The organism is Bradyrhizobium sp. 137 (assembly GCF_023074095.1).
Classification (GTDB): Bacteria; Pseudomonadota; Alphaproteobacteria; order Rhizobiales; family Xanthobacteraceae; genus Bradyrhizobium.
The window spans coordinates 52022-73237 of the sequence record NZ_JADPKU010000044.1 but is presented as its reverse complement, the minus strand read 5'-3'; the positions used below and the strand labels follow the sequence as shown (position 1 = coordinate 73237).

The window sequence follows — 21216 nt, the reverse complement described above, 5'->3', positions numbered from 1 at the left end:
CGATCACTCTAGGAGCTTCGATCGATACGCTGGCGGACGTCGAGGAGAAACCGGGTCAGACCATCGTCGGCGGCCATTCCTTCAGGCGGCGCAATGGTCGTGATGCCCCAGTTCGCCAATACGGCTTCCTGCACCGGATTGCGCTGGGCGACGAACACGAAGGATTTCGGCCGGTCCTGTCGGTGCCCGGATTCATCCCAAATCTGCCAAATTCGGTGCAGCAGCAGCCGTATGTTTGGATCGGACATGCTGTAGCCGACGAAGAGCAGCGTGCTTCCCAAAGCATCGGCGCGAAAACGGATATCCAGCGGGGAATCGAATGCGAGCCGGTTGAGAAAGTCGGTCTCGGTCAGAACGAGCGAGGCATCATCGTCGAAGTCGCCGTGGAATTTGATGATGTGCGTGACGCCGGCGCCAGCGCTCGCGATCTCCTTCGCGTTGCTGATCTTCGCGTATGGCTTTTTCAGGACATCAAAGGCAGTCTCGAGATTGCGATCGTAGTTCGTTGTGTAGATGACCGGAAAATCGAGCTCGACGATGATCTGGTGGAGCTCCGAGGTGGCGATTCTCTCTGGATCGACGCGCCAATTGCGATCGAGCCAGCTGCGGAGCGGTCCGATGCCCCCACGCTTCAGCCGGTAATACTCCGCAAGCATCTGATAGCCGCCGTGCATTCCGTCGAGGACGTCGCGTTCGAGACCGAGATCGTCCAGCAGATGCTCGATCAGGGACTGCCAGGATGGTAATCCGACAGCCATCGAGACACCGGCGCCGACGAACAGGACCGCGCGGCGTCGTTCTATCGCCGCAGCCAGAACTTCGTGAGGCGGCCGCTCCTCAGATGCGAGCCTTGTCGGTCTTTGCTTCATCTAGCTTGAATGATTGCGCGGGACGCTGGTTCCTGGACAAGAAAGCCCGCCTGCCGCTCAGCAGCGAGGACGCACCCCTTTTCCGTTTGCGCCGCGAAGCGGGCAATCAACCGCCGGAGCTCCGCTTTGTGCACCAGACGCGCCGCCGTTTCCGCGGAGACCCAGGTCGCTTCCCGCTCCCCTTTTTCAGGCCACCAACGCTCCTGACCATGGACCTTCATGGGAAAGACGGCAACGTCCATGGTCCGCTTGCGGTCACCCTTCCGTTTGCGATGCTTGAAGCTGCCCATCGCGCGTGTCGCAATGATGCCGACCAGCCCCGCCTCCTCGTAGGCTTCCAGCGCAGCCGTGAGGTGCGGCTCCTTGTTGCGCATCGGCGATCCCTTGGGGACACTCCATCTGCGCTTGCGCCTGGTCGTGATCAGCATCACGCGCAGTTCGGAATTATCCAGACGAAACGGCAAAGCGGCGAACTGCTTCTTTCCCATCAAACTCCTCCGTTCGGAGATTGATAAGCAAGCGCCGCAGGCATGGTTCCTGTCTGCGGAGTGGCGTCTGCAGCGATCAGAACTTCCGCTCGACCATCTTGAGGCGCAGAGCGGCGATGGCTTCTCCCGGATTGAGACCTTTCGGACAGGCCTTGGCGCAATTGAGGATGGTGTGGCAGCGATAGATCCTGAAGGGGTCCTCGAGCATGTCGAGGCGCTCGCCGGTGGCTTCGTCCCGGCTGTCGTTGATCCAGCGCGCGGCCTGAATCAGGGCCGCCGGCCCCAGGAAGCGCTCGGAATTCCACCAGTAGCTCGGGCACGACGTCGAGCAGCAGGCACAGAGAATGCACTCGTACAGTCCATCGAGCTTTGCGCGATCCTCGAGGCTTTGCCGCCATTCCCTCTGGGGCGTCGGCGAACTGGTCTGCAGCCACGGCTCGATCATGGCGAGCTGCGCATAGAAGTTCGTCAGGTCGGGCACCAGATCCTTCACTACGGGCTGATGCGGCAAGGGCAGCACGCGGAGCGGCTCACCATCCCGAATATCCTCGCTCATGGATTTGGTGCAGGCCAGCGTGTTCTGGCCGGCGATGTTCATCGAGCATGAGCCACACACGCCCTCGCGGCAGGATCGCCTGAACGTCAACGTCGAGTCGACGTTGTTCTTGATCCAGATCAGGCCGTCCAGCACCATCGGCCCGCAATCCGTCGTGTCGACAAAGTAGGTGTCGAGCCGGGGATTGCGGCCATCGTCGGGATTCCAGCGATAGATGTGAAACTCGCGCAAGCTTTTGCTGTGCGGCTTTGGCCAGACCGTTCCTTTCCCGATGCGGGAGTTTCTTGGAAGCCTGAACTCCACCATGGTCACCTCCTCCGTCAGATCGGCACAGAGCAACGCATCTGCAGGAGATCATCCAGCGAGAGACCGAACAGGACGACCGTGAATGCCGGCGCTGTCGCGAGCGCGAGCAGCATCTGATGCCTTGCATTAATGAACCCGTGCGCGGACCGGAACTTTTGCCGCGAGAACAAGCCATCTCTCGCGCAAGCGTTCCTATGACAATCGCGCTTCCGCCGCGCGAAGCTTGCGCATCTAAATAGCCAATCCATCGAGATTAACATGCGTTAAACGGACATACGCCTGCTCTACGTCGATCTTCTCGATGAAGTAGGAACGTTCGACGCGGCGATGCATCTGTCGTCCGCACGTTGGAGATGCAATCTGCTGCGAGAACCATTTTTGCCCGCTCTTGGCGGGCCTGGCTTGTCGACCTACGCTGCAAGCGCCAGAACCACATGGGCGGCGCGGGCGCGATGCAGACAAGTCAGCTTGCCTTCGCGCACCGCAATTCCGCGGCAACACCCGGCTTATGCCGCCGTGGCCCGCAAATGCTCCACCAGCATCTTCGCCGGTCTTGGCAGCGTCTTGAAGCTGCGCGCGCAGATCACGAGCTTCCGGTTGGCAAAAGCATCGCGCAGGCGGACCATGGAGAGCGGCATGGTCTTGGCGCAGCGGCGGGCGGCGGCTTCGGGCACAAGCGCCACGCCGACATCGGCGGCGACCATCTGGCAGATCGCGTCGAAGTCGCGCAGCCGCGCGCGGAAATGCGGGCGCATGCCGAGCCGCGCCGCATGTTTCGATATGTGCATCTGAAGCGCGGTGGCGCTGGTCAGGCCGACGAAGTCACAGGCGCCCGCTTCCTGAAAGTCGATCTGGCGGCGGCCCGCGAACGGGCCACGGCGCGACGTCACCAGCGTCAGCCGATCCTCGCTGAAGGGGAAGCGCTCGATATGCTCTGGCAGCGCGTGCTCGGCGGCAAAGCCGAGGTCGGCGGCGCCCGCGGTAATCGCCGCCGCAATATCGGTGCTCTCGCGCTCCTCGATGTCGACGGCGACGTCGCGATGTTCGCGCAGGAAGGCGGCCAGCGCCTTCGGCAAGTGCTCCGAGAGCCCTGAGGTATTGGCGAGGAAATGCACGCTGGCGCGCACGCCGCTGGCAAAGCCGGCGAGATCGCCACGCATGGCATCGATCTGGTGGATGACGAGGCGCGCGTGATCAAGCAAGCTCTCGCCCGCCGCCGTCAGCTCGACGCCGCGGCGCCCGCGCTTGAGCAGCGCGACGCCGAGTGCATCCTCGAGGCCCTTGATGCGTGCGCTGGCCGAGGCAAGCGCCAGGTGCGACCGCTCCGCGCCGCGGGTGATGCTGCGCTGATCGGCGACCGCGATGAAGAGCTGGAGGTCGACGAGGTCGAAGCGCATGACGGTTTTCTCCCCAGCCTTCGCATCAAGCGAAGGCTGTCTCCGTAACCTCCAGATTGTGCCGGCGCAAGGCTTCGGTCAATGTGCGGCTATGTTCGACCCCCTTCTCATTGCCGTCGCCGCTGTGTTCCTGATCGCCGGGTTCGTCAAGGGCGTCGTCGGGCTCGGCCTGCCGACGGTGTCCATGGGCCTGCTCGCGGTGAGCATGGCGCCGAGCCGCGCGATCGCCATCGTCATCGTGCCCGCGATTATCACCAACATCTGGCAGACTTTCGTCGGCCCTCATTTGCGCGACATTCTGAGGCGGCTGTGGCCGCTGATGATCGGCACCGTGATTGGATGCTGGCTCAACGCGGGCGCGTTGACCGGCCCGCATGCGCGCTACGGCACGATCGTGCTCGGCGCCCTGCTGGTCATCTACGCGGTGATCGGCCTGAACAAATTCCAGGTCCGCGTCGCGCCTGAGAACGAGAAATGGGTCGGCGGCGTGGTCGGTGTCGTCACCGGCGTGATCTCGGCCTCGACCGGCGTGCAGGTGATCCCCTCGATGCCGTTCATGCAGGCGATCGGCATGGAGAAGGACGAACTGGTGCAGGCGCTCGGCGTGTTCTTCACCACGGCGACGCTGGCGCTCGCCTTCAACCTGACTGCCGTCGGATTACTGACGCCCGCCAATGCCGTGCCTGGCGCCGTGGGACTCGCCATGGCCTTTGCCGGCATGTTCATCGGCCAGTCGGTACGGGCGCGGATGCCGGCGGAAGCGTTCCGCCGCTGGTTCCTGATCGCGATGATCCTGCTCGGCCTCTATCTTGCCGGCAGCGCGCTGGCGAAGGAGTTCGCCTGAAGGCCTGCGCCATCTTTACTCGAACAGACTTACGCCTCGGGTGCGTAACCCGGCACCCATTTTTCGTGCTGAGGCAGATCGTCCTGGATCGTCCACCACGGCGCGCGCGACGAGGTGAAACCGTGGAGGCGAGGCCGGACTTCCGGGTCGTCATCAAGCAGACCAGCGGGAATGCTGACTGTCGGGAGATAGCTCGCCTTGCCCGGCGTCAGGCAGCCGCAGGTCCTGCACCGATGGCGGAAACTTCCCGGCGAGGATTCATAAGCCACCGTTAGCTCCTCGCCTGCAACAAAGCGAAATTTGTCGGCGTCGACATGGGCGTAGGTGGCGAATGCCGCGCCGGTCAGCTTGCGGCAATTGGCACAATGGCAATGTGTCAGCCAACGTACCTGATCGATCTCGAACCGCACGGCGCCGCACAGACAGCTACCACGAATCATCAAAACCTCCCGAGCGCGGCTTCGATCGAGCGAACCGCGCGATGCTTCAGCCATTCGTTCGAACGAGTCACCGCGTCTCCAGCATGGCGACGCGGATGCCGAGATAGATGAAGAGGCCGCCGAGCGCGCGGTTGACCCAGGCGATCGCGCCCTCGGAGCTCCGCAAGCGATGGGCCGCCCTTGCCGCAAAGGCCGCCAGCACCAGGCACCACAGCGTCCCCGTGCAGATGAAGACCAAGCCGAGGGTCAGGAAGGCGAGCGGCTTGTGCGGTGAATCGGCTGCGACGAATTGCGGCAGGAAGGCGAGGAAGAACAGCGCGACCTTGGGGTTGAGCGCGTTGGTGAAGACGCCCTGGAGGAAGACCCGCCGCAGCGAGCTCCGTTCGCCTTCGTCCCTGACCGCCGCCAGCGCCGGGCGCGACCACAGCATCTGAAGTCCTGTGACGACCAGATAGGCCGCGCCGACCAACTTCAGGATCGAGAACGCAGTCGATGAGGCCATCAGCAGGGCCGAAAGGCCGATCGAGGCGCCCGCGACATGGAAAAAGCAGCCGCAACTGATGCCCAGCGCGGCGGCGGCGCCGCCCCGCCAGCCCATCTGCATGCTGCGGCCGATGACATAGACGGTATCAGGGCCCGGCGTGACGTTGAGCAGCACGCCCGACAGGATGAAGAGCCAGATCTCGTGAATGCCCAGCATGTGATGCCCCCCGTCGGCCCTGAAGCGGCTTAATCGGTTCGCCCCTCCCCGTCCACTGCCGCAATTGCGTGGGAATTAACTCGAATTTGCAATGCGGATCATACTTTCGCGCGGCCCTATCTGCTTTATAAAGGCAGGGTTCTTGAAATGCGGGATTCGGGGCGACTGCCACGCCGTGGCCGATCGCAGGTCCTTTGGAGCTCCTGGGGTATGGAAAGACGTCTGGCCGCCATTGTCTGCGCCGATGTCGCCGGCTATTCGCGCATGATGGGCAGCGACGAGGCCGGCACCCATGCTGCCTTCAAGGCCCATCGCAGCGCGATCCACCCCATCATCCTCAATCACGGCGGCCGTGTCGTGAAGAACACCGGCGACGGCTTCCTACTCGAGTTTCCCTCGATCGTCGGCGCCACCGAGGCGGCGATTGCGATGCAGACGCTGATGGCGGAGCGGAACCATCATCTGCCCGCCGACCGCGCCATGCAGTTCCGGCTCGGCATCCACATGGGCGACGTCATCGCCGACGAGGACGAAGTGTTCGGTGACGACGTCAACATTGCCGTCCGCCTGGAATCGGTGGCGAGCCCCGGCGGCTTCGCCATCTCGGCGAAGGCCTATCGCGAGGCGAGCAAGCATCTCACCGTGCCGCTCACCGACGCCGGCAACCATCGATTCAAGAACATCAAGGATGCGGTCGGAGTCTGGACCTGGACGCCCGAGGGCGCGCCGCCGCTCGCGCCCGAGCTGAGGGAGGCCTCCGCCCTTTCGCAGCAGTACCGCACCGCGATCGTCGGCGTACTGCCCTTCGCCAATCTCAGCGATGCCCAGGACGAATATTTCTCCGACGGGCTCACTGAGGATTTGATCCACGCGCTGTCGCTGCAATCCTTCTACCGCGTGCTGAGCCGCAACTCGACTTTCGCCTTCAAGGGCAAGAACACCAGCACGCGGCTGATCGCGCGCGAGATCGATGCCACCTATCTGATCCAGGGCTCGGTGCGGCGTGCCGGTGCCAAGATCCGCGTCACCGCCGAGCTGATCGCGCCGGAGAGCGGCGAGCAGCTCTGGACCGGCCGCTACGACCGCGACATTGGCGACCTGTTCGCGATGCAGGACGAGATCACCACCAACCTGTCCGCCGCCATCGCCACCGAGATCGTCCGCGCCGAAGCCTCGGCGCCGGCGCGGCTGTCGACTGACGTGAGCGCCTGGGACCGCTTTCTCAAGGGATTGTCGCACTACTACCGGCAGACCAAGGAGGATTTGGCCGTCGCGGTCGAGCTGTTCCGCGAGGCCATCAGGCTCGACCCCAAACTGTCGATCGCGCATGCCTATCTCGGCACGATCCAGATCCAGAGCATCCAGTTCGGCTGGGTCAAGGGCACGCGCGAGATGTGGGCCGAGGCGATGGACCTCGCCGAGACCAGCGTCCGGCTGGACCCGCGCTCCTCCTTCGCGTTCTCGATCCTGTCCTGGGCCCACGCCATGGAGGGGCATTACGACGCCGCGATGGACGCCGCCAAGCGCGCGGTCGCACTCAACCCCTACGACAACGGCGCGCGGGGCGTGCTCGGCATCTGCCATTTCGTCATCGGCGAACACCGCGAGGCGATCGAGCTGTTCTCGATGGCGGCGCAGCGCGACAACAGCGACCCGCGCTACCAATGGGCGGCGCTGAACGCCTTCAGTCACTATCTGTTGCGCCAATATGATGCGACCCTGTCATGGGCGCGCGAGCAGCTCTACATCAACCCGAACCACATGCAGGCACTGGCGATCCGCGCCGCGGCGTTGGCCCAAATGGGACGGAGCGGCGAGGCGAACGAGGCCGTCGGCGTGCTGATGGCAAACTATCCAACCCTGAATGTCGACAGGCACTTGCGCAACTTCCACTGGAAGCGGCCTGAGGACATCGCCCATTACCGCGAGGGTCTGCTGAAGGCTGGCGTGCCGCTCGGCAAGCTGACCCTGGTGCAGAGCGACCTCAAGCGCGCCGCCGAGTCCTGACAGGGCCACGGGTCCATTGCAGTCCATTGGCAGCCTCACGTCTGCTCTTGTTTCCAGGACAGTGAAATCCGCCACACTTCGTCACACGCTGAAGTCGTATATCGTGCTGTCGGTTTGTTAAAACTTTCGCGCTCTAACGGCGCGCCTGCTTTTTCACGATTCGGATTTGGGCCATGCATCACGCCGCTTCGAAGCCGCCCTTTGACCCTTCGATCCAGGTTTCGCCAAATAATCCCTGTCCGTTCCTTCGCGGCCTCGTCGGCGAAGGCTTCATCGACGGCGAGACCGTCCCGCTCAACACGCTATCGCAGACCATTGCGAATGCGAGCGGCGAGACGGGGGTGAAGAAGATATCGGCCCGCATCCAGGTTCGCGGCGTTGCGCTCATCGCCAACGGTATCAGTCACATCCTGAAGACCATCTGGTCGGGCCCGCAGCTCGACGCGTTGCGCGGCGGTCCGCTCGACAAGCGCGGCGCCGGCTCGCGCATCCTCGGCGTTGACGGCAAGGTCAACGAGGACGAGATCGCGCGGCTCGCGAGCTTCGGCCGGACCTACACCGATCCCAACACCGGCATCGGCGAGGTTGGCCTCAACGCCGTCGAAATCAAGACCTTCATGCACGACAACCTTCAGCGCGCCGGCAGCGCCGCACGCTGGTACGACCCGCTGCTGATGAAGTTCGAATGGCCCATCCTCCTGAAGATCATGGGCAAGGGTAAGAAGGGCGAGGAGCGTTATCTCAGCGTGGCCGACGTGCGCACGCTGTTCGAGCAGCGCAAATTCCCGGACCGTATCAACCAGCGGATCGTGTCGCAGCCGCTGCTGTCGGCCTGCCAGCTCGGCTTTCGTTGGACGGTCGCGCTCACAGCGGTCGTGATCGGTCTCGGTCTCCTCGCCCTCGTCGCGGTCGCCGAATTCCCCAACCAGGTCCGCGCCTTGCTGCCGCAGAAGGGCATTCTCGTGAATCTTCTGCCGCCACCGTTGCCGCAGCTGCCGGAGACGAAAGCGGCCTATTGGCTTGAGCAAAACTGGTCGTTGAAGGACCGGCACTGGTTCCACCATGCCAGCCAAGGCACTGCGACCTTCCCGGTGCCCTATGAGTGGTTCGTGGCGCTGGAGCAGCCGCGCCTTCATCTGTTCTCGAAGCCGGGCATGATGAAGGACAGCGCCTATCTCGAGCGCTTCGGCTTCATCCCGAGCCCGCAGTCGATCCTGACCGACACGGCGACGCTGCGCCGGTTCGGCTACGCCAATGTCTACGAAACGACGCCGGTGTCGGACTGGTCGACGAGATGGACGCCGACGGAGAACGTCGACGGCCTGCCGGTTGGCTTCGCGCGGATGACCGGTGTCGTCGATCCCGCGACGGGCCGCCGCGAAGAGGATAAGATCGGGCTGACCTGCGCGGCCTGTCATACCGGCCAGATCCATTATCAGGACGTCGACGTCCGCTTCGACGGCGGTCCGGCGATGACCGACCTGAAGAAGCTCGAGCTCGCGACCGGCCTGTCGATCGCCTACACGCTGCACGTTCCGTTCCGCTTTCAACGCTTCGCCGATCGCGTGCTCGGCGCTGAGGCCAGCAAGACGGACCGCGCCGCGCTCAAGCAGAAGCTCAGCACGATCGGCACCTTCCTGATCGATTGGGCAAAAACCCAGCAACAAACGATCGAAGGCAAGACAACCTGGGACGGCAAGCAGCAGAAGGATACCGAGGAAGGGTTCGGCCGGCTCGATGCCCTCAACCGCATCGGCAATCAGGTCTTTTCGCAAGATCTCGCTCTGAGCGGCGTCAAGGGATTCGAGAAGAACCTGCACGCCCAGGACGCGCCGGTCAGCTACCCCGCGATCTGGACCGTGCCGTGGTTCAAGTTCGCCCAGTACGACGCCTCGATCGAGCAGCCGCTGATCCGCAACGCCGGCGAAGCCCTCGGCGTGACGGCCCTGCTTAACCTGTCCGATGCCTATCCAGAGGACAGGCTGTGGCGCTCCTCGGTGAACATCACGACACTCGGCTGGATCGAGGACTTGCTGAGAGGCCCCGATCCGTTCAAGGCCGCCGATCCTTCCTCCGGTCCGAAGTTCGGCGGCCTGCTCGCGCCGAAATGGCCCTCGCAGATCCTCGGCGATGCCTGGAGGCTGAAGCCTGATCGCGTCGAACGCGGCCGTGCGATCTACACCGAGATGTGCTCCGGATGCCATCTGCCCGCCGTCGACAGCCCGGCCTTCTGGTCATCGAAGCATTGGGAGCCGAGCGGCGACAGCAAGGTCCTGAACGCGGTGACGATCCCCCTCGACGAGATCAAGACGGATCCCGAACAGTCCCTTGTCCTCAGCAAGAGGACCGTCGATGTGCCCGGCTTCCTGAAGGTGAACACGGCCGATCTCCAGAAATGGTGGCAATGCGACATCCCGACCGCAAGCACCTCGCCCAACGAGATGATCTATGCGCTCGGCCTGATGACGGTGGTCGATCTCGTCGCCCGCAAATGGATGGACGACGAGAAGATGCCGGAGGCCGAGCGGGCGAAATTATGGAATCTCGCGCGCAAGAACTGTCTCAATCCCGCGCCTGATCCGCGCTATCGCGCGCGGCCACTGAACGGCATCTGGGCCACCGCACCTTACCTGCACAACGGTTCGGTACCTTCACTGTATTGGTTGCTGAAGCCGGCGGGCGAGCGCCCGCAAAAATTCTGCATGGGCCGCCGCGACTATGATCCCGAGACCGTCGGTTTTGCAGTCACCGACAACGAGCGTTGCAAGACCGGCGAAACGGAATTCTCTGCGACGGGATCGGACGGCAAGCCGATCCAGGGCAACAGCGTGCTCGGCCATTCCTTCGAGCGCAAGGAAGGCGATCCGAAGCGCCCCGGCGTCATCGGCCGCGCGTTCAAGGACGATGCCGAGCGCTACGATTTGATCGAGTATTTGAAGACGCTGTGAGCACCGCCATTTGCTTCGTCGCAAGAGCTCCTCGCAATAACGGAGGATGAGGATTCTCTGCAGGTCCACACCACTCTTGCGGAACCAGGGCTCTCACTTGAACAGCGGCGTGCCCGGCACGAAGGCGTCGAAGGCGGCCCAGAACTGGGAGCGGTAACGGTCCTGCTCCTGGAGTATCTCGTGCTTCGAGCCCGCGATGACGAGATGCGAGCCGGCGCGCAAATGATAGGCGAACTCCTCGATCGCAGCGGTGGAGACCACGGTGTCGCTGGAGGCCGCCAGCATCAGGATTGGCTGGCGGATCTCTGACGGATATTTCACGCGCTTGAAGGTTTGCATCGCGCTGAAGGCAGCGTCGGCCCAGGCCACCGTCGGGGACGCCAGCCCCAGCGTCGGATCCTCCTCCAGGATCGCGACATTGCGCGCATAGCGCACGGGATCGCTGGTCAAGGGATTGTTGATGAAGGGATCGAGCCCGGTGATGCGGCTGCTGCCGCCGGGGACATAACGGCTGCCCTGCCCGAACAGGCGCATCGTCTTTATGAGCGCGCGGGCCGGAAACGACGTGGTGCGGCCAGGCAGGTCGATCATCGGCGCCGACAGCACCATGCGGTCGAACCAGCGCTTGCCGGCATGCGCGACCCGCAGCAGCACCGTGCCGCCCATGGAATGGGCGAGCGCAAAGAACGGCGGCGGGCAATCCGGCAACACCACCTGCTGCACGAAGGTCTCGACGTCCACCTCGAAATCGGCGAAGTCGCGCACATAGCCCTTGCGCGGATCGCGCAGGCGGCGCGAGGAATGGCCCTGTCCGCGCCAGTCGATCATCGCCACCGCAAAGCCGCGGTCGCGCAAATCCCGGACCGTCTCGAAATATTTCTCGATCTGCTCGCTGCGCCCGGTGAAGACGCAGACCGTGCCCTTGCGGCCCGCCGGCGGCGCCCAGCGCGCAAAGCGCAACTCGGCGCCATCGGGGGTCTTGATGGTGCCGCTGACGACGTTTTCGGGGACGGGATTGGACGGGATCGAGACCAGCGTCATAGGCGGGAAGTACTGCAAATCAAGGGGCTAAAGCGCCGAAAAGGCGCAAATGCCGCCCTCTTGAACGCCGTCTCGTTCCACCCATATCATTTTCGTGCAGGCCGCTACCAGTGTTTCGGAACCGGAACATCAGGCTGCACACAGACGAAAGCCCGGCCCGATTGGCGGGCGGGTTACCCAACAGTCGCTCTATGGAGGACTTGACCATGCGTAGCTATGATCTCACCCCGTTCTATCGTTCCACCGTCGGCTTCGACCGCCTCTTCAGCCTGCTCGACCAGGCAACATCGGACGGCAGCCCCGGTTATCCCCCCTACAACATCGAGCGCACCGGCGAGAACGCCTACCGCATCACCGTTGCGGTCTCTGGCTTCGCCAACGATGAGCTCTCCATCGTCGCGAAGGAAAACACGCTGACGATCAAGGGCGAGAAAGTCGCCAACGAGAACTCGCAATCCGAAGTGCTCTACCGCGGCATCGCCGCGCGTGCCTTCGAGCGCGCCTTCCAGCTTGCCGACTTCGTGCAGGTGAAGGACGCCTCGCTCGAGAATGGCCTGCTTCACGTCGACCTCGTACGCGAGATTCCCGAGGCCAAGAAGCCGCGCCAGATCGCGATCAACACCAGCGCCCCGAAGGCGCAGGTGATCGAGAGCTCCGCGCAAGCCGCCGCGTAAAGGCACGTCACTTCCAAGTTGCGAGAACGCCCCGGTGCCCCGGGGCGTTTTTTTCGTTCGTGATCGCGCCTCCCGCCGTCGTTCTGGCGAAGGCGACGACCCACACCCCAGCGAGACGATTGGCGAAGACTCGCCTCCGGCACGAACACCTCACTTCGGCCGATAGACCTCGCGGTATGGGTTCTGGCCTTCGCCACGACACCGTTTCTGTGCCGCTATTGCACCGCATCACAGAGCAGTGAAGTCGCGTAACGCGGCCACCCCTCCCTCCGTCCTATGGTCATCGAAACCAAAACGAGACGGAAAACGATCATGACACTCTGGCGCAGCCTTTTCGTCGCCGCGAGCCTTTTAGCGGCCCCCATCCGCCTTGCCGACGCGCAGACACCGCAAACAGTGAAAGCCAACAACGTCGTGCTGGTGCACGGCGCCTGGGCCGACGGCTCGAGCTGGTCGGAGGTGATCCCGATCCTCCAGGCCGCAGGCCTGCACGTGACCGCCGTGCAGAATCCGCTGTCGTCGCTTGCGGACTCGGTCGACGCGACCAAGCGCGTACTGGCTGAACAGGACGGACCGACCGTGCTGGTCGCGCATTCCTGGGGCGGCACCGTGATCAGCCAGGTCGGCACTGACCCGAAGGTCACCGGCCTCGTCTATGTCGCTGCACGTGCTCCCGACGCGAACGAGGATTTCGTCGCGCTGTCCAAGCAGTTTCCGGCGGGACCTGCCCGCGCAGGCATTGTCGAGCGCGACGGCTACACAAAACTCTCGGAAGACGCCTTCCTGAAATATTTCGCCAATGGCGTGAAGTCGGAGCAGGCCAAGGAGCTCTACGCGGTGCAATGGCCAACCGCAGCCTCAATCTTCGCCGGCCGCACCACGGAAGCTGCATGGCACAGCAAGCCGGCCTGGTACGCGGTGTCGAAGAACGACTACACCATCAATCCCGATCTCGAACGTTTCCTCGCCAAGCGCATGAACGCCACCACGATCGAGCTCGATGCCGGCCACCTCTCGCTGGTGTCGCATCCGAGGGAAGTGGCGAAGCTGATCCTGAACGCGGCGGGGTATGGGCATAGCTGAGGAACGATGGCCTGATGCAAAGGCGCCCGAGATTGTCGGGCGCCTTTCATTTTTGCCCACATCTCTCCGCAGCGTCCTGGTGAAAGCCAGGACGACACCGAGGAATTTAAGACGGGCCGTCGCGTCAAGCAGCAGCTCGCTAATCCAGGCCCTGTGCGGCCGGCATCTCCTGGGTCGGCATGATCGCCGGCGCCGGCTTGGCCTGAGCGACGGTTGGCGGGGCCGCCTGCGGAGCGGCCTCGGCAGGCTTTGCGGCCACGGCAGTGGTCTGCTGCGCGGGCCGTGCCTGTACCGGCGGCGGCGCCTGAGCCTCCTGCCGCGCGGGTTCGGCCGGCTTCGCCGCGGCCACCGGCGTCGCCCCGCGCCGCGGGGCAGCCTTGGGCATCGGCACCGTGCGGCTGGCGACATGCGGAATCGAAGCCGGCGGGCGCGGCGGGCCGCTGCGGATCACCGTCGGCGGCGGGAGCGCGCTTTGCGGGCCGTAAGGCGCGACCGCGTGCTCGTCATAGGCGGGCGCCATGCCGTAGGCGTCACTGGCGCGCATGAAGCGGATGATCCGTCCGTCGCGGGCGTCGATCACCAGCCGGCCATCGTCGCCGCGATGGTCGATCACTGCGATGGTGTAGACGCTGCCGCGCAGGCGCGGGATGCCGAGCGGCGAGAAGCCGTTTTCGCGCAGCACCGCATAGACCTCGGTCGACGGCAGCAGCACCGGGGCCGGACCGCGCCCCTCGGAGCCGTAGCCATAGCCGTAACGCGGCGGCGGTGGCGGCGCGGCCTCCGGCGGCGCATAGGGTCCGTCGAAATCCGACACTGCGATAACGCCCCCTCTCCCGATACCGTTCGGAGGAGCCTGCGCATGCCCCGCACTTGCGGCCAGCGCCAGCGCGGCGGCAGCCACACATCCTGTGAAAAACTTCATGGTCGAGACGCTCCTGTCAGGCCCCCCGACGGCGGCCCTCTTTCGCTTCGCGCGGCGTGGCGCGCCTTCCGAAGGGTTGATCCGAAGCTTCATTCGGGATTTCGGCGCCCGCGGGGCCGGATCGGGGCACGTTTGCTTCAAAACCGGGGCTGCCGGCCTACGGAAAGCGGGAATTGACACCTCGGGAATCGGGACTTGTGCGCGCTTGTGTGCTAGACAAAAATTTGGCAAGGTGATGGTTAGGACAGGAAAGCTGTCTCAATTTTGCTTGCGGTCCCCGGCATGGGGATTGCAGCGAAAGCGGTGCTCTCGAGCGCCGGGAAGGTACCAGGCAAAGCCGTTCTCGGGGACGAAGAACGCCTAGGCCTGAATTTAAGAAAATGCGGCTCGCTAGCGGACGAGCGGTGACCCAGAGGCGGGTGCCGCGGAACGCCCAAGGTGCGCCGAAGATGGCGGTGAGGCAGCTTGCCGCATGGAGAGGACAGGACAATGAACGGGTCGCAATTCGGGCGCGCAAACATCGTGGCAGAACAGCTGTCGGCGACGGTCGCCTCGAAAACGACCGATCCGATTCAGGAACACAATTCGCGCCCTGAAGCCGAAGGCCTGTACGATCCGAGCCTGGAGAAGGACTCCTGCGGCGTCGGCTTCATCGCCAACATCAAGGGCAAGAAGTCGCACGAGATCGTCGCGGACGCGCTGAGCATCCTCTGCAACCTCGAGCATCGCGGCGCCGTCGGCGCCGATCCGCGCGCCGGTGACGGTGCCGGCATCCTGGTGCAGATCCCGCACGCCTTCTTCAGCCGCAAGGCGAAGGAGCTCGGCTTCGCGCTGCCGAATCCGGGCGAATATGCCATCGGCGCGCTGTTCATGCCGCGCGACACCGCCTGGCGCAACGTCATCAAGAGCATCATCGCCGACCAGATCAAGGAAGAGGGCCTGACGCTGCTCGGCTGGCGCGACGTGCCGACCGACAATTCCTCGCTAGGCATCACCGTGAAGCCGACCGAGCCGGCCTGCATGCAGGTGTTCATCGGCCGCAACGGCACCGCCAAGACCGAGGACGAATTCGAGCGCCGGCTCTACATCCTGCGCAAGTCGATCTCGCAGGCGATCTACCAGCGCCGCGACCGCGGACTTGCGGGCTATTACCCCTGCTCGATGTCCTGCCGCACTGTGATCTACAAGGGCATGTTCCTCGCCGACCAGCTCGGCAAGTACTATCCCGATTTGCACGAGAAGGACTTCGAGAGCGCGCTGGCACTCGTTCACCAGCGCTTCTCGACCAACACCTTCCCGGCCTGGTCGCTGGCGCATCCCTATCGCATGATCGCGCATAACGGCGAGATCAACACGCTGCGCGGCAACGTCAACTGGATGGCGGCGCGCCAGGCCTCGGTGAGCTCCGAGCTCTACGGCAAGGACATCAACCGGCTCTGGCCGATCTCCTATGAGGGACAGTCGGACACCGCCTGCTTCGACAACGCGCTCGAATTTCTGGTGCAGGGCGGCTACTCACTGCCGCACGCCGTCATGATGATGATTCCGGAGGCGTGGGCCGGCAATCCCTTGATGGATGAGAAGCGCCGCGCCTTCTACGAATATCACGCCGCGCTGATGGAGCCGTGGGATGGCCCCGCCGCGATCGCCTTCACCGACGGCCGCCAGATCGGCGCCACGCTCGACCGCAACGGATTGCGGCCGGCGCGCTATCTGGTGACCAAAGACGACCGCATCGTGATGGCGTCCGAGATGGGCGTGCTGACGATCCCCGAGGACCAGATCATCACCAAGTGGCGCTTGCAGCCGGGCAAGATGCTGCTGGTCGACCTCGAACAGGGCCGCTTGATTCCCGACGACGAGATCAAGGCCGAGCTTGCCAAGAGCCATCCCTACAAGGAGTGGCTGGAGCGGACCCAGATCGTGCTGGAGGAGTTGCCGAAGGTGCCGACCACCGGCGTGCGCTCCAACCTGTCGCTGCTCGATCGCCAGCAGGCGTTCGGCTACAGCCAGGAAGACATCACCATCCTGATGACGCCGATGGCGGCCACAGGCGAGGAAGCCGCGGGCTCGATGGGCAACGACACGCCGATCTCGGCGCTGTCGGACAAGGCCAAGCCGCTGTTCACCTACTTCAAGCAGAACTTTGCGCAGGTCACCAACCCGCCGATCGACCCGATCCGCGAAGAGCTGGTGATGAGCCTCGTCTCAATCATCGGGCCCCGGCCGAACCTGTTCGATCTGCAAGGCATGGCCACGACCAAGCGCCTCGAAGTGCGCCAGCCGATCCTGACCGACGCGGACCTTGAAAAGATCCGCTCGATCTCCGAGGTCGCCGAGTCGCACTTCAAGTCGCGCACGCTCGACACCACATTCCACGCTGGCCTCGGGGCGGCCGGCATGGATCAGGTGCTCGACGAGCTCTGCGCGCGCGCTGAGAGCGCGGTGCGCGAGGGCGTCAACATCATCATCCTGTCCGACCGCATGGTCGGCACCGACCGGGTGCCGATCCCGTCGCTGCTGGCCTGCGCCGCCGTGCATCACCACCTGATCCGCACCGGCTTGCGCACCTCGGTCGGCCTCGTCGTCGAATCCGGCGAGCCGCGCGAAGTGCATCACTTTGCCTGCCTTGCAGGCTACGGCGCCGAAGCGATCAATCCTTACCTCGCGTTCGAGACCATCATCGCGATGAAGGACCGCCTGCCCGGCTCGCTCGACGACTACGAGATCGTCAAGCGCTACATCAAGTCGATCGGCAAGGGCCTGCTCAAGGTGATGTCCAAGATGGGCATCTCGACCTACCAGTCCTATTGCGGCGCGCAGATTTTCGACGCAGTCGGCCTCAAGGCGGACTTCGTCGCAAAGTTCTTCGCCGGCACGCACACCCGCGTCGAGGGCGTCGGTCTTTCCGAGATCGCCGAAGAAGCGGTACGCCGCCATGCCGACGCGTTCGGCGAGGCGCAGGTCTACAAGACCGCGCTCGACGTCGGCGGCGAATACGCCTATCGCAGCCGCGGCGAGGACCATGCATGGACCGCCGAGTCAGTGTCGCTGCTCCAGCACGCCGCCCGCGGCAATTCGCAGGAGCGCTACCGCGCCTTCGCAAAAATCCTCAATGAGCAGTCGGAGCGCCTTTTGACGCTGCGCGGCCTCTTCCGGATCAAGAACGCGGAGGAGGAGAAGCGCAAGCCGGTGCCGCTCGACCAGGTCGAGCCGGCCAAGGAGATCGTCAAGCGTTTCGCAACAGGTGCGATGAGCTTCGGCTCGATCTCGCGCGAGGCCCATACCACGCTCGCGATCGCGATGAACCGGATCGGCGGCAAGTCGAACACCGGTGAAGGCGGCGAGGAAGCCGACCGCTTCAAGCCGATGCCGAACGGCGATTCCATGCGCTCGGCGATCAAGCAGGTCGCCTCGGGCCGTTTCGGCGTCACCACGGAGTATCTCGTCAACTCCGACATGATGCAGATCAAGATGGCACAGGGCGCCAAGCCCGGCGAAGGCGGCCAGCTGCCCGGTCACAAGGTCGACGCGACCATCGCCAGGGTCCGGCACTCGACGCCGGGCGTCGGCCTGATCTCGCCGCCGCCGCACCACGACATCTACTCGATCGAGGATCTGGCGCAGCTCATCTACGACCTCAAGAACGTCAACCCGGCGGGCGACGTCTCGGTCAAGCTCGTCTCCGAGATCGGCGTCGGCACGGTCGCCGCGGGCGTCGCCAAGGCGCGCGCCGACCATGTCACCATCGCGGGCTTCGAGGGCGGCACTGGCGCCTCGCCGCTGACGTCGATCAAGCACGCCGGCTCGCCCTGGGAGATCGGCCTCGCCGAGACCCATCAGACCCTGGTGCGCGAGCGGCTGCGCAGCCGCATCGTGGTCCAGGTCGACGGCGGCTTCCGCACCGGCCGTGACGTCGTGATCGGCGCGCTGCTGGGCGCCGACGAGTTCGGCTTCGCCACCGCGCCCTTGATCGCGGCCGGCTGCATCATGATGCGCAAGTGCCACCTCAACACCTGTCCGGTCGGCGTCGCGACGCAGGATCCGGTGCTGCGCAAGCGCTTTACCGGCCAGCCCGAGCACGTGATCAACTACTTCTTCTTCGTCGCGGAAGAAGTCCGCGAGATCATGGCTTCGCTCGGCTTCCGCACCTTCAACGAAATGGTCGGCCAGGTGCAGCTGCTCGACCAGACCAAGCTGGTCGCGCACTGGAAGGCCAAGGGCCTCGACTTCTCAAAGCTGTTCGTCAAGCAGAAGGAAGAGAACGGCCAGAAGATCTATCATTCCGAGCGCCAGAACCATCATCTGGAGGCCGTGCTCGACCGCACGCTGATCGAGAAGGCGACGCCTGCGCTTGACCGCGGCGCGCCGGTGAAGATCGAGGCCGCGATCAACAGCACCAACCGTTCCGCCGGCGCCATGCTGTCGGGTGCGGTCGCCAAGATCTACGGCCATGCCGGCCTGCCGCATGACACCATCCATGTCAGCCTCAAGGGCACTGCCGGACAGGCCTTCGGCGCCTGGCTCGCCAACGGCGTCACCTTCGAGCTCGAGGGTGAGGCCAACGACTATGTCGGCAAGGGCCTCTCGGGCGGCAAGATCATAGTCAAGCCGCCGAGGAACTCTGCGATCGTGCCGGAAGAGAGCATCATCGTCGGCAATACCGTGATGTACGGCGCGATCGAAGGCGAATGCTACTTCCGCGGCATCGCCGGCGAGCGCTTTGCCGTGCGCAACTCGGGTGCGGTCGCGGTGGTCGAGGGCGCGGGCGATCATTGCTGCGAATACATGACCGGCGGCATCGTGGTCGTGCTCGGCAAGACCGGGCGCAACTTCGCGGCGGGCATGTCCGGCGGCATCGCCTACGTGCTGGACGAGGCCGGCGATTTCGACCGGCTGTGCAATCTGTCGATGGTCGAGCTCGAGCCGGTGCTGTCGGAAGAGCTGATCAATGCCGGCACCTATCACCACGCCGGTGACCTCGAGGCGCATGGCCGGGTCGACGTGTTCAAGAACCTGCTCGCCTCCGACGTCGAGCGGCTGCACGTGCTGATCTCGCGCCATGCCAAAGCGACCGGCTCCAAGCGCGCCGCCGACATCCTTGCCAATTGGAAGGAATGGCTGCCTAAATTCCGCAAGGTGATGCCGGTCGAGTACCGGCGCGCGCTGCGCGAAATGGCCGCCAATGCTGACGCCGAGCCGAAGATCGCAATCGGGGCGTAGAGAATAACCTCATGGTGAGGAGGCGCGGAGCGCCGTCTCGAACCATGAGGCCACCATCCGGGACCTCATCCTTCGAGACGCGGCGCGAAAGGGCGCCGCTCCTCAGGATGAGGAGTGAGAGAACAAACGACTAAGCGGCAGGGACTACGGGTTTAATGGGCAAGATCACCGGTTTTCTTGAAATCGAACGGCATGACCGCAAGTACATCCCGGTCGCCGAGCGCGTGAAGCATTTTCACGAGTTCGTCGTTCCCCTCTCCGAGAAGGAGGTGCGCGACCAGGCCGCGCGCTGCATGAACTGCGGCATTCCCTATTGTCACGGCACAGGCTCGGTCGCGCCCGGCACGCCAGGCTGCCCGGTCAACAACCAGATCCCGGATTGGAACGATCTCGTTTACCAGGGCAACTGGGAAGAAGCCTCGCGCAACCTGCACTCGACCAACAATTTCCCGGAGTTCACGGGGCGCATCTGTCCGGCGCCGTGTGAAGCCTCCTGCACGCTCAACATCGACGACAACCCCGTCACCATCAAGACCATCGAATGCGCGATCGTCGATCGCGCCTGGGACAATGGCTGGGTGAAGCCGGAAGTGGCTACCGTCAAGACTGGCAAGAAGGTCGCCGTGATCGGCTCGGGTCCGGCCGGCATGGCCTGCGCGCAGCAGCTCGCCCGCGCCGGCCACGACGTGCATCTGTTCGAGAAGTACGCCAAGGCCGGCGGCCTGCTCCGCTACGGCATCCCCGACTTCAAGATGGAGAAGGGCATCATCGACCGCCGCGTCAAGCAGATGGAAGCCGAAGGCGTCACCTTCCACTACAACAGCCATGTCGGCGCCGACGGCAATGTCGATCCGCGCGAGATGCTCAACGAGTACGACGCTGTCGCGCTGACCGGCGGCGCCGAAGCTCCGCGCGACCTGCCGATCCCCGGCCGCGATCTCGAAGGCATTCACTACGCGATGGACTTCCTGCCGCAGCAGAACCGCCGCGTCTCCGAGGAGCCGCTCCGCGGCGTCCAGGAGATCCTGGCCGGCGGCAAGCACGTCGTCGTCATCGGCGGCGGCGACACCGGATCTGACTGCATCGGCACCTCGCTGCGCCAGGGCGCGCTCTCGGTGACCCAGCTCGAGATCATGCCCGCCCCGCCCGAGCGCGAGAACAAGGGCCTGACCTGGCCGAACTGGCCGCTGAAGATGCGCACCTCTTCCAGCCAGGCCGAAGGCGCGATCCGCGAATACGCCGTGCTGACGCAGAAGTTCTCGGGCGAGAACGGCAAGGTCAAGAAGCTGCACTGCGTGCGCGTCGACGACAAGTTCAAACCGATTGCCGGCACGGAGTTCGTGCTCGATGCCGAGCTCGTCCTGCTCGCGATGGGCTTTGTGCATCCCGTGCACGAGGGCCTCTTGAACCTGCTCGCGGTCGAGCTCGACGGTCGCGGCAACGTCAAGGCTAACACGCTGGACTACCAGACCTCGCGCCCGAACGTGTTCACCGCCGGCGACATGCGCCGCGGCCAATCGCTGGTGGTCTGGGCGATCCGCGAGGGCCGGCTGTGCGCCCGGTCGATCGATACGTTCCTGATGGGGAAGACGGATCTGCCGCGGTAGTCGCGGCTCGCGCAGCAGCCAAGCTTCAAATGACGCTGTCATCGTCCGCGGAGGCGGACGATCCAGTATTCCAGAGGCTCTCCTTAGAGGGCACGCACTCACCACATCCGC

At 64.3% G+C, this 21216-nt stretch carries 15 protein-coding genes; 7 read left to right on the top strand and 8 right to left on the bottom strand.

The window, feature by feature from the left end:
• Positions 1-8: 8 nt before the first annotated feature.
• From IVA78_RS09520 to IVA78_RS09505, 4 genes are all read right to left on the bottom strand, one after another.
• The gene (locus tag IVA78_RS09520) at positions 9-869 is read right to left on the bottom strand and encodes an SIR2 family protein (RefSeq protein ID WP_247277677.1); all 861 of its coding nucleotides are present in this window, start codon (positions 867-869) and stop codon (positions 9-11) included.
• Complete coding sequence (locus IVA78_RS09515) at positions 866-1357, bottom strand: NUDIX hydrolase (RefSeq protein ID WP_247277678.1); 492 nt, start codon at positions 1355-1357, stop codon at positions 866-868. The genes IVA78_RS09520 and IVA78_RS09515 overlap by 4 nt, the downstream gene beginning before the upstream one ends.
• Positions 1358-1433: 76 nt before the next feature.
• The gene (locus tag IVA78_RS09510; protein WP_247277679.1) at positions 1434-2219 is read right to left on the bottom strand and encodes a succinate dehydrogenase iron-sulfur subunit; all 786 of its coding nucleotides are present in this window, start codon (positions 2217-2219) and stop codon (positions 1434-1436) included.
• 506 nt (positions 2220-2725) lie between these two features.
• Complete coding sequence (locus tag IVA78_RS09505) at positions 2726-3616, bottom strand: LysR substrate-binding domain-containing protein (RefSeq protein WP_247277680.1); 891 nt, start codon at positions 3614-3616, stop codon at positions 2726-2728.
• A gap of 91 nt (positions 3617-3707) precedes the next feature.
• On the opposite strand from IVA78_RS09505, the gene IVA78_RS09500 reads away from it, so the two are divergent.
• Complete coding sequence (locus tag IVA78_RS09500) at positions 3708-4460, top strand: sulfite exporter TauE/SafE family protein (RefSeq protein WP_247277681.1); 753 nt, start codon at positions 3708-3710, stop codon at positions 4458-4460.
• 29 nt (positions 4461-4489) lie between these two features.
• On the opposite strand, the gene IVA78_RS09495 is transcribed toward IVA78_RS09500, so the two are convergent.
• Positions 4490-4954, bottom strand: coding sequence for a GFA family protein (locus tag IVA78_RS09495; RefSeq protein WP_247465137.1), 465 nt, complete (start codon positions 4952-4954; stop codon positions 4490-4492).
• 13 nt (positions 4955-4967) lie between these two features.
• Positions 4968-5600 (bottom strand): LysE family translocator, encoded by a 633-nt coding sequence (locus IVA78_RS09490; protein WP_247417116.1) that lies wholly within the window; start codon positions 5598-5600, stop codon positions 4968-4970.
• 210 nt (positions 5601-5810) lie between these two features.
• On the opposite strand from IVA78_RS09490, the gene IVA78_RS09485 reads away from it, so the two are divergent.
• Both IVA78_RS09485 and IVA78_RS09480 read left to right on the top strand, forming a co-directional pair.
• Positions 5811-7607 carry a tetratricopeptide repeat protein gene (locus tag IVA78_RS09485; protein ID WP_247277684.1) on the top strand — a complete coding sequence of 599 codons (1797 nt, stop codon included), beginning with the start codon at positions 5811-5813 and terminating at the stop codon, positions 7605-7607.
• Between the two features lie 173 nt (positions 7608-7780).
• Positions 7781-10555 carry a di-heme-cytochrome C peroxidase gene (locus IVA78_RS09480; RefSeq protein ID WP_247277685.1) on the top strand — a complete coding sequence of 925 codons (2775 nt, stop codon included), beginning with the start codon at positions 7781-7783 and terminating at the stop codon, positions 10553-10555.
• Between the two features lie 93 nt (positions 10556-10648).
• On the opposite strand, the gene IVA78_RS09475 is transcribed toward IVA78_RS09480, so the two are convergent.
• A complete protein-coding gene (locus IVA78_RS09475; protein ID WP_247277686.1) occupies positions 10649-11596 on the bottom strand; it encodes an alpha/beta hydrolase in 948 nt (315 codons plus the stop codon).
• 206 nt (positions 11597-11802) lie between these two features.
• Here IVA78_RS09475 and IVA78_RS09470 point away from each other — a divergent pair, with 206 nt between their 5' ends.
• Entirely contained in the window at positions 11803-12270 is a 468-nt protein-coding gene (locus tag IVA78_RS09470) for an Hsp20 family protein (RefSeq protein ID WP_247465134.1), read from the top strand.
• A 312-nt stretch (positions 12271-12582) separates the two neighbouring features.
• Positions 12583-13353 carry an alpha/beta hydrolase gene (locus IVA78_RS09465; RefSeq protein ID WP_247277688.1) on the top strand — a complete coding sequence of 257 codons (771 nt, stop codon included), beginning with the start codon at positions 12583-12585 and terminating at the stop codon, positions 13351-13353.
• A gap of 139 nt (positions 13354-13492) precedes the next feature.
• On the opposite strand, the gene IVA78_RS09460 is transcribed toward IVA78_RS09465, so the two are convergent.
• Positions 13493-14275 carry a hypothetical protein gene (locus tag IVA78_RS09460; protein ID WP_247277689.1) on the bottom strand — a complete coding sequence of 261 codons (783 nt, stop codon included), beginning with the start codon at positions 14273-14275 and terminating at the stop codon, positions 13493-13495.
• A gap of 489 nt (positions 14276-14764) precedes the next feature.
• Here IVA78_RS09460 and gltB point away from each other — a divergent pair, with 489 nt between their 5' ends.
• On the top strand, positions 14765-19498 hold the full coding sequence (gene gltB / locus IVA78_RS09455; RefSeq protein WP_247277690.1) for a glutamate synthase large subunit: 4734 nt from the start codon (positions 14765-14767) through the stop codon (positions 19496-19498).
• Between the two features lie 155 nt (positions 19499-19653).
• Positions 19654-21105 carry a glutamate synthase subunit beta gene (locus tag IVA78_RS09450; RefSeq protein ID WP_247277691.1) on the top strand — a complete coding sequence of 484 codons (1452 nt, stop codon included), beginning with the start codon at positions 19654-19656 and terminating at the stop codon, positions 21103-21105.
• The last annotated feature ends 111 nt before the right edge of the window (positions 21106-21216 follow it).

Bases quoted from the DNA above. Each gene is read 5' to 3' on its own strand.
- IVA78_RS09520 (WP_247277677.1), bottom strand. From the start codon at position 869: ATGAAGCAAAGACCGACAAGGCTCGCATCTGAGGAGCGGCCGCCTCAC.
- IVA78_RS09515 (WP_247277678.1), bottom strand. From the start codon at position 1,357: ATGGGAAAGAAGCAGTTCGCCGCTTTGCCGTTTCGTCTGGATAATTCC.
- IVA78_RS09510 (WP_247277679.1), bottom strand. From the start codon at position 2,219: ATGGTGGAGTTCAGGCTTCCAAGAAACTCCCGCATCGGGAAAGGAACG.
- IVA78_RS09505 (WP_247277680.1), bottom strand. From the start codon at position 3,616: ATGCGCTTCGACCTCGTCGACCTCCAGCTCTTCATCGCGGTCGCCGAT.
- IVA78_RS09500 (WP_247277681.1), top strand. From the start codon at position 3,708: ATGTTCGACCCCCTTCTCATTGCCGTCGCCGCTGTGTTCCTGATCGCC.
- IVA78_RS09495 (WP_247465137.1), bottom strand. From the start codon at position 4,954: ATGGCTGAAGCATCGCGCGGTTCGCTCGATCGAAGCCGCGCTCGGGAG.
- IVA78_RS09490 (WP_247417116.1), bottom strand. From the start codon at position 5,600: ATGCTGGGCATTCACGAGATCTGGCTCTTCATCCTGTCGGGCGTGCTG.
- IVA78_RS09485 (WP_247277684.1), top strand. From the start codon at position 5,811: ATGGAAAGACGTCTGGCCGCCATTGTCTGCGCCGATGTCGCCGGCTAT.
- IVA78_RS09480 (WP_247277685.1), top strand. From the start codon at position 7,781: ATGCATCACGCCGCTTCGAAGCCGCCCTTTGACCCTTCGATCCAGGTT.
- IVA78_RS09475 (WP_247277686.1), bottom strand. From the start codon at position 11,596: ATGACGCTGGTCTCGATCCCGTCCAATCCCGTCCCCGAAAACGTCGTC.
- IVA78_RS09470 (WP_247465134.1), top strand. From the start codon at position 11,803: ATGCGTAGCTATGATCTCACCCCGTTCTATCGTTCCACCGTCGGCTTC.
- IVA78_RS09465 (WP_247277688.1), top strand. From the start codon at position 12,583: ATGACACTCTGGCGCAGCCTTTTCGTCGCCGCGAGCCTTTTAGCGGCC.
- IVA78_RS09460 (WP_247277689.1), bottom strand. From the start codon at position 14,275: ATGAAGTTTTTCACAGGATGTGTGGCTGCCGCCGCGCTGGCGCTGGCC.
- gltB (WP_247277690.1), top strand. From the start codon at position 14,765: ATGAACGGGTCGCAATTCGGGCGCGCAAACATCGTGGCAGAACAGCTG.
- IVA78_RS09450 (WP_247277691.1), top strand. From the start codon at position 19,654: ATGGGCAAGATCACCGGTTTTCTTGAAATCGAACGGCATGACCGCAAG.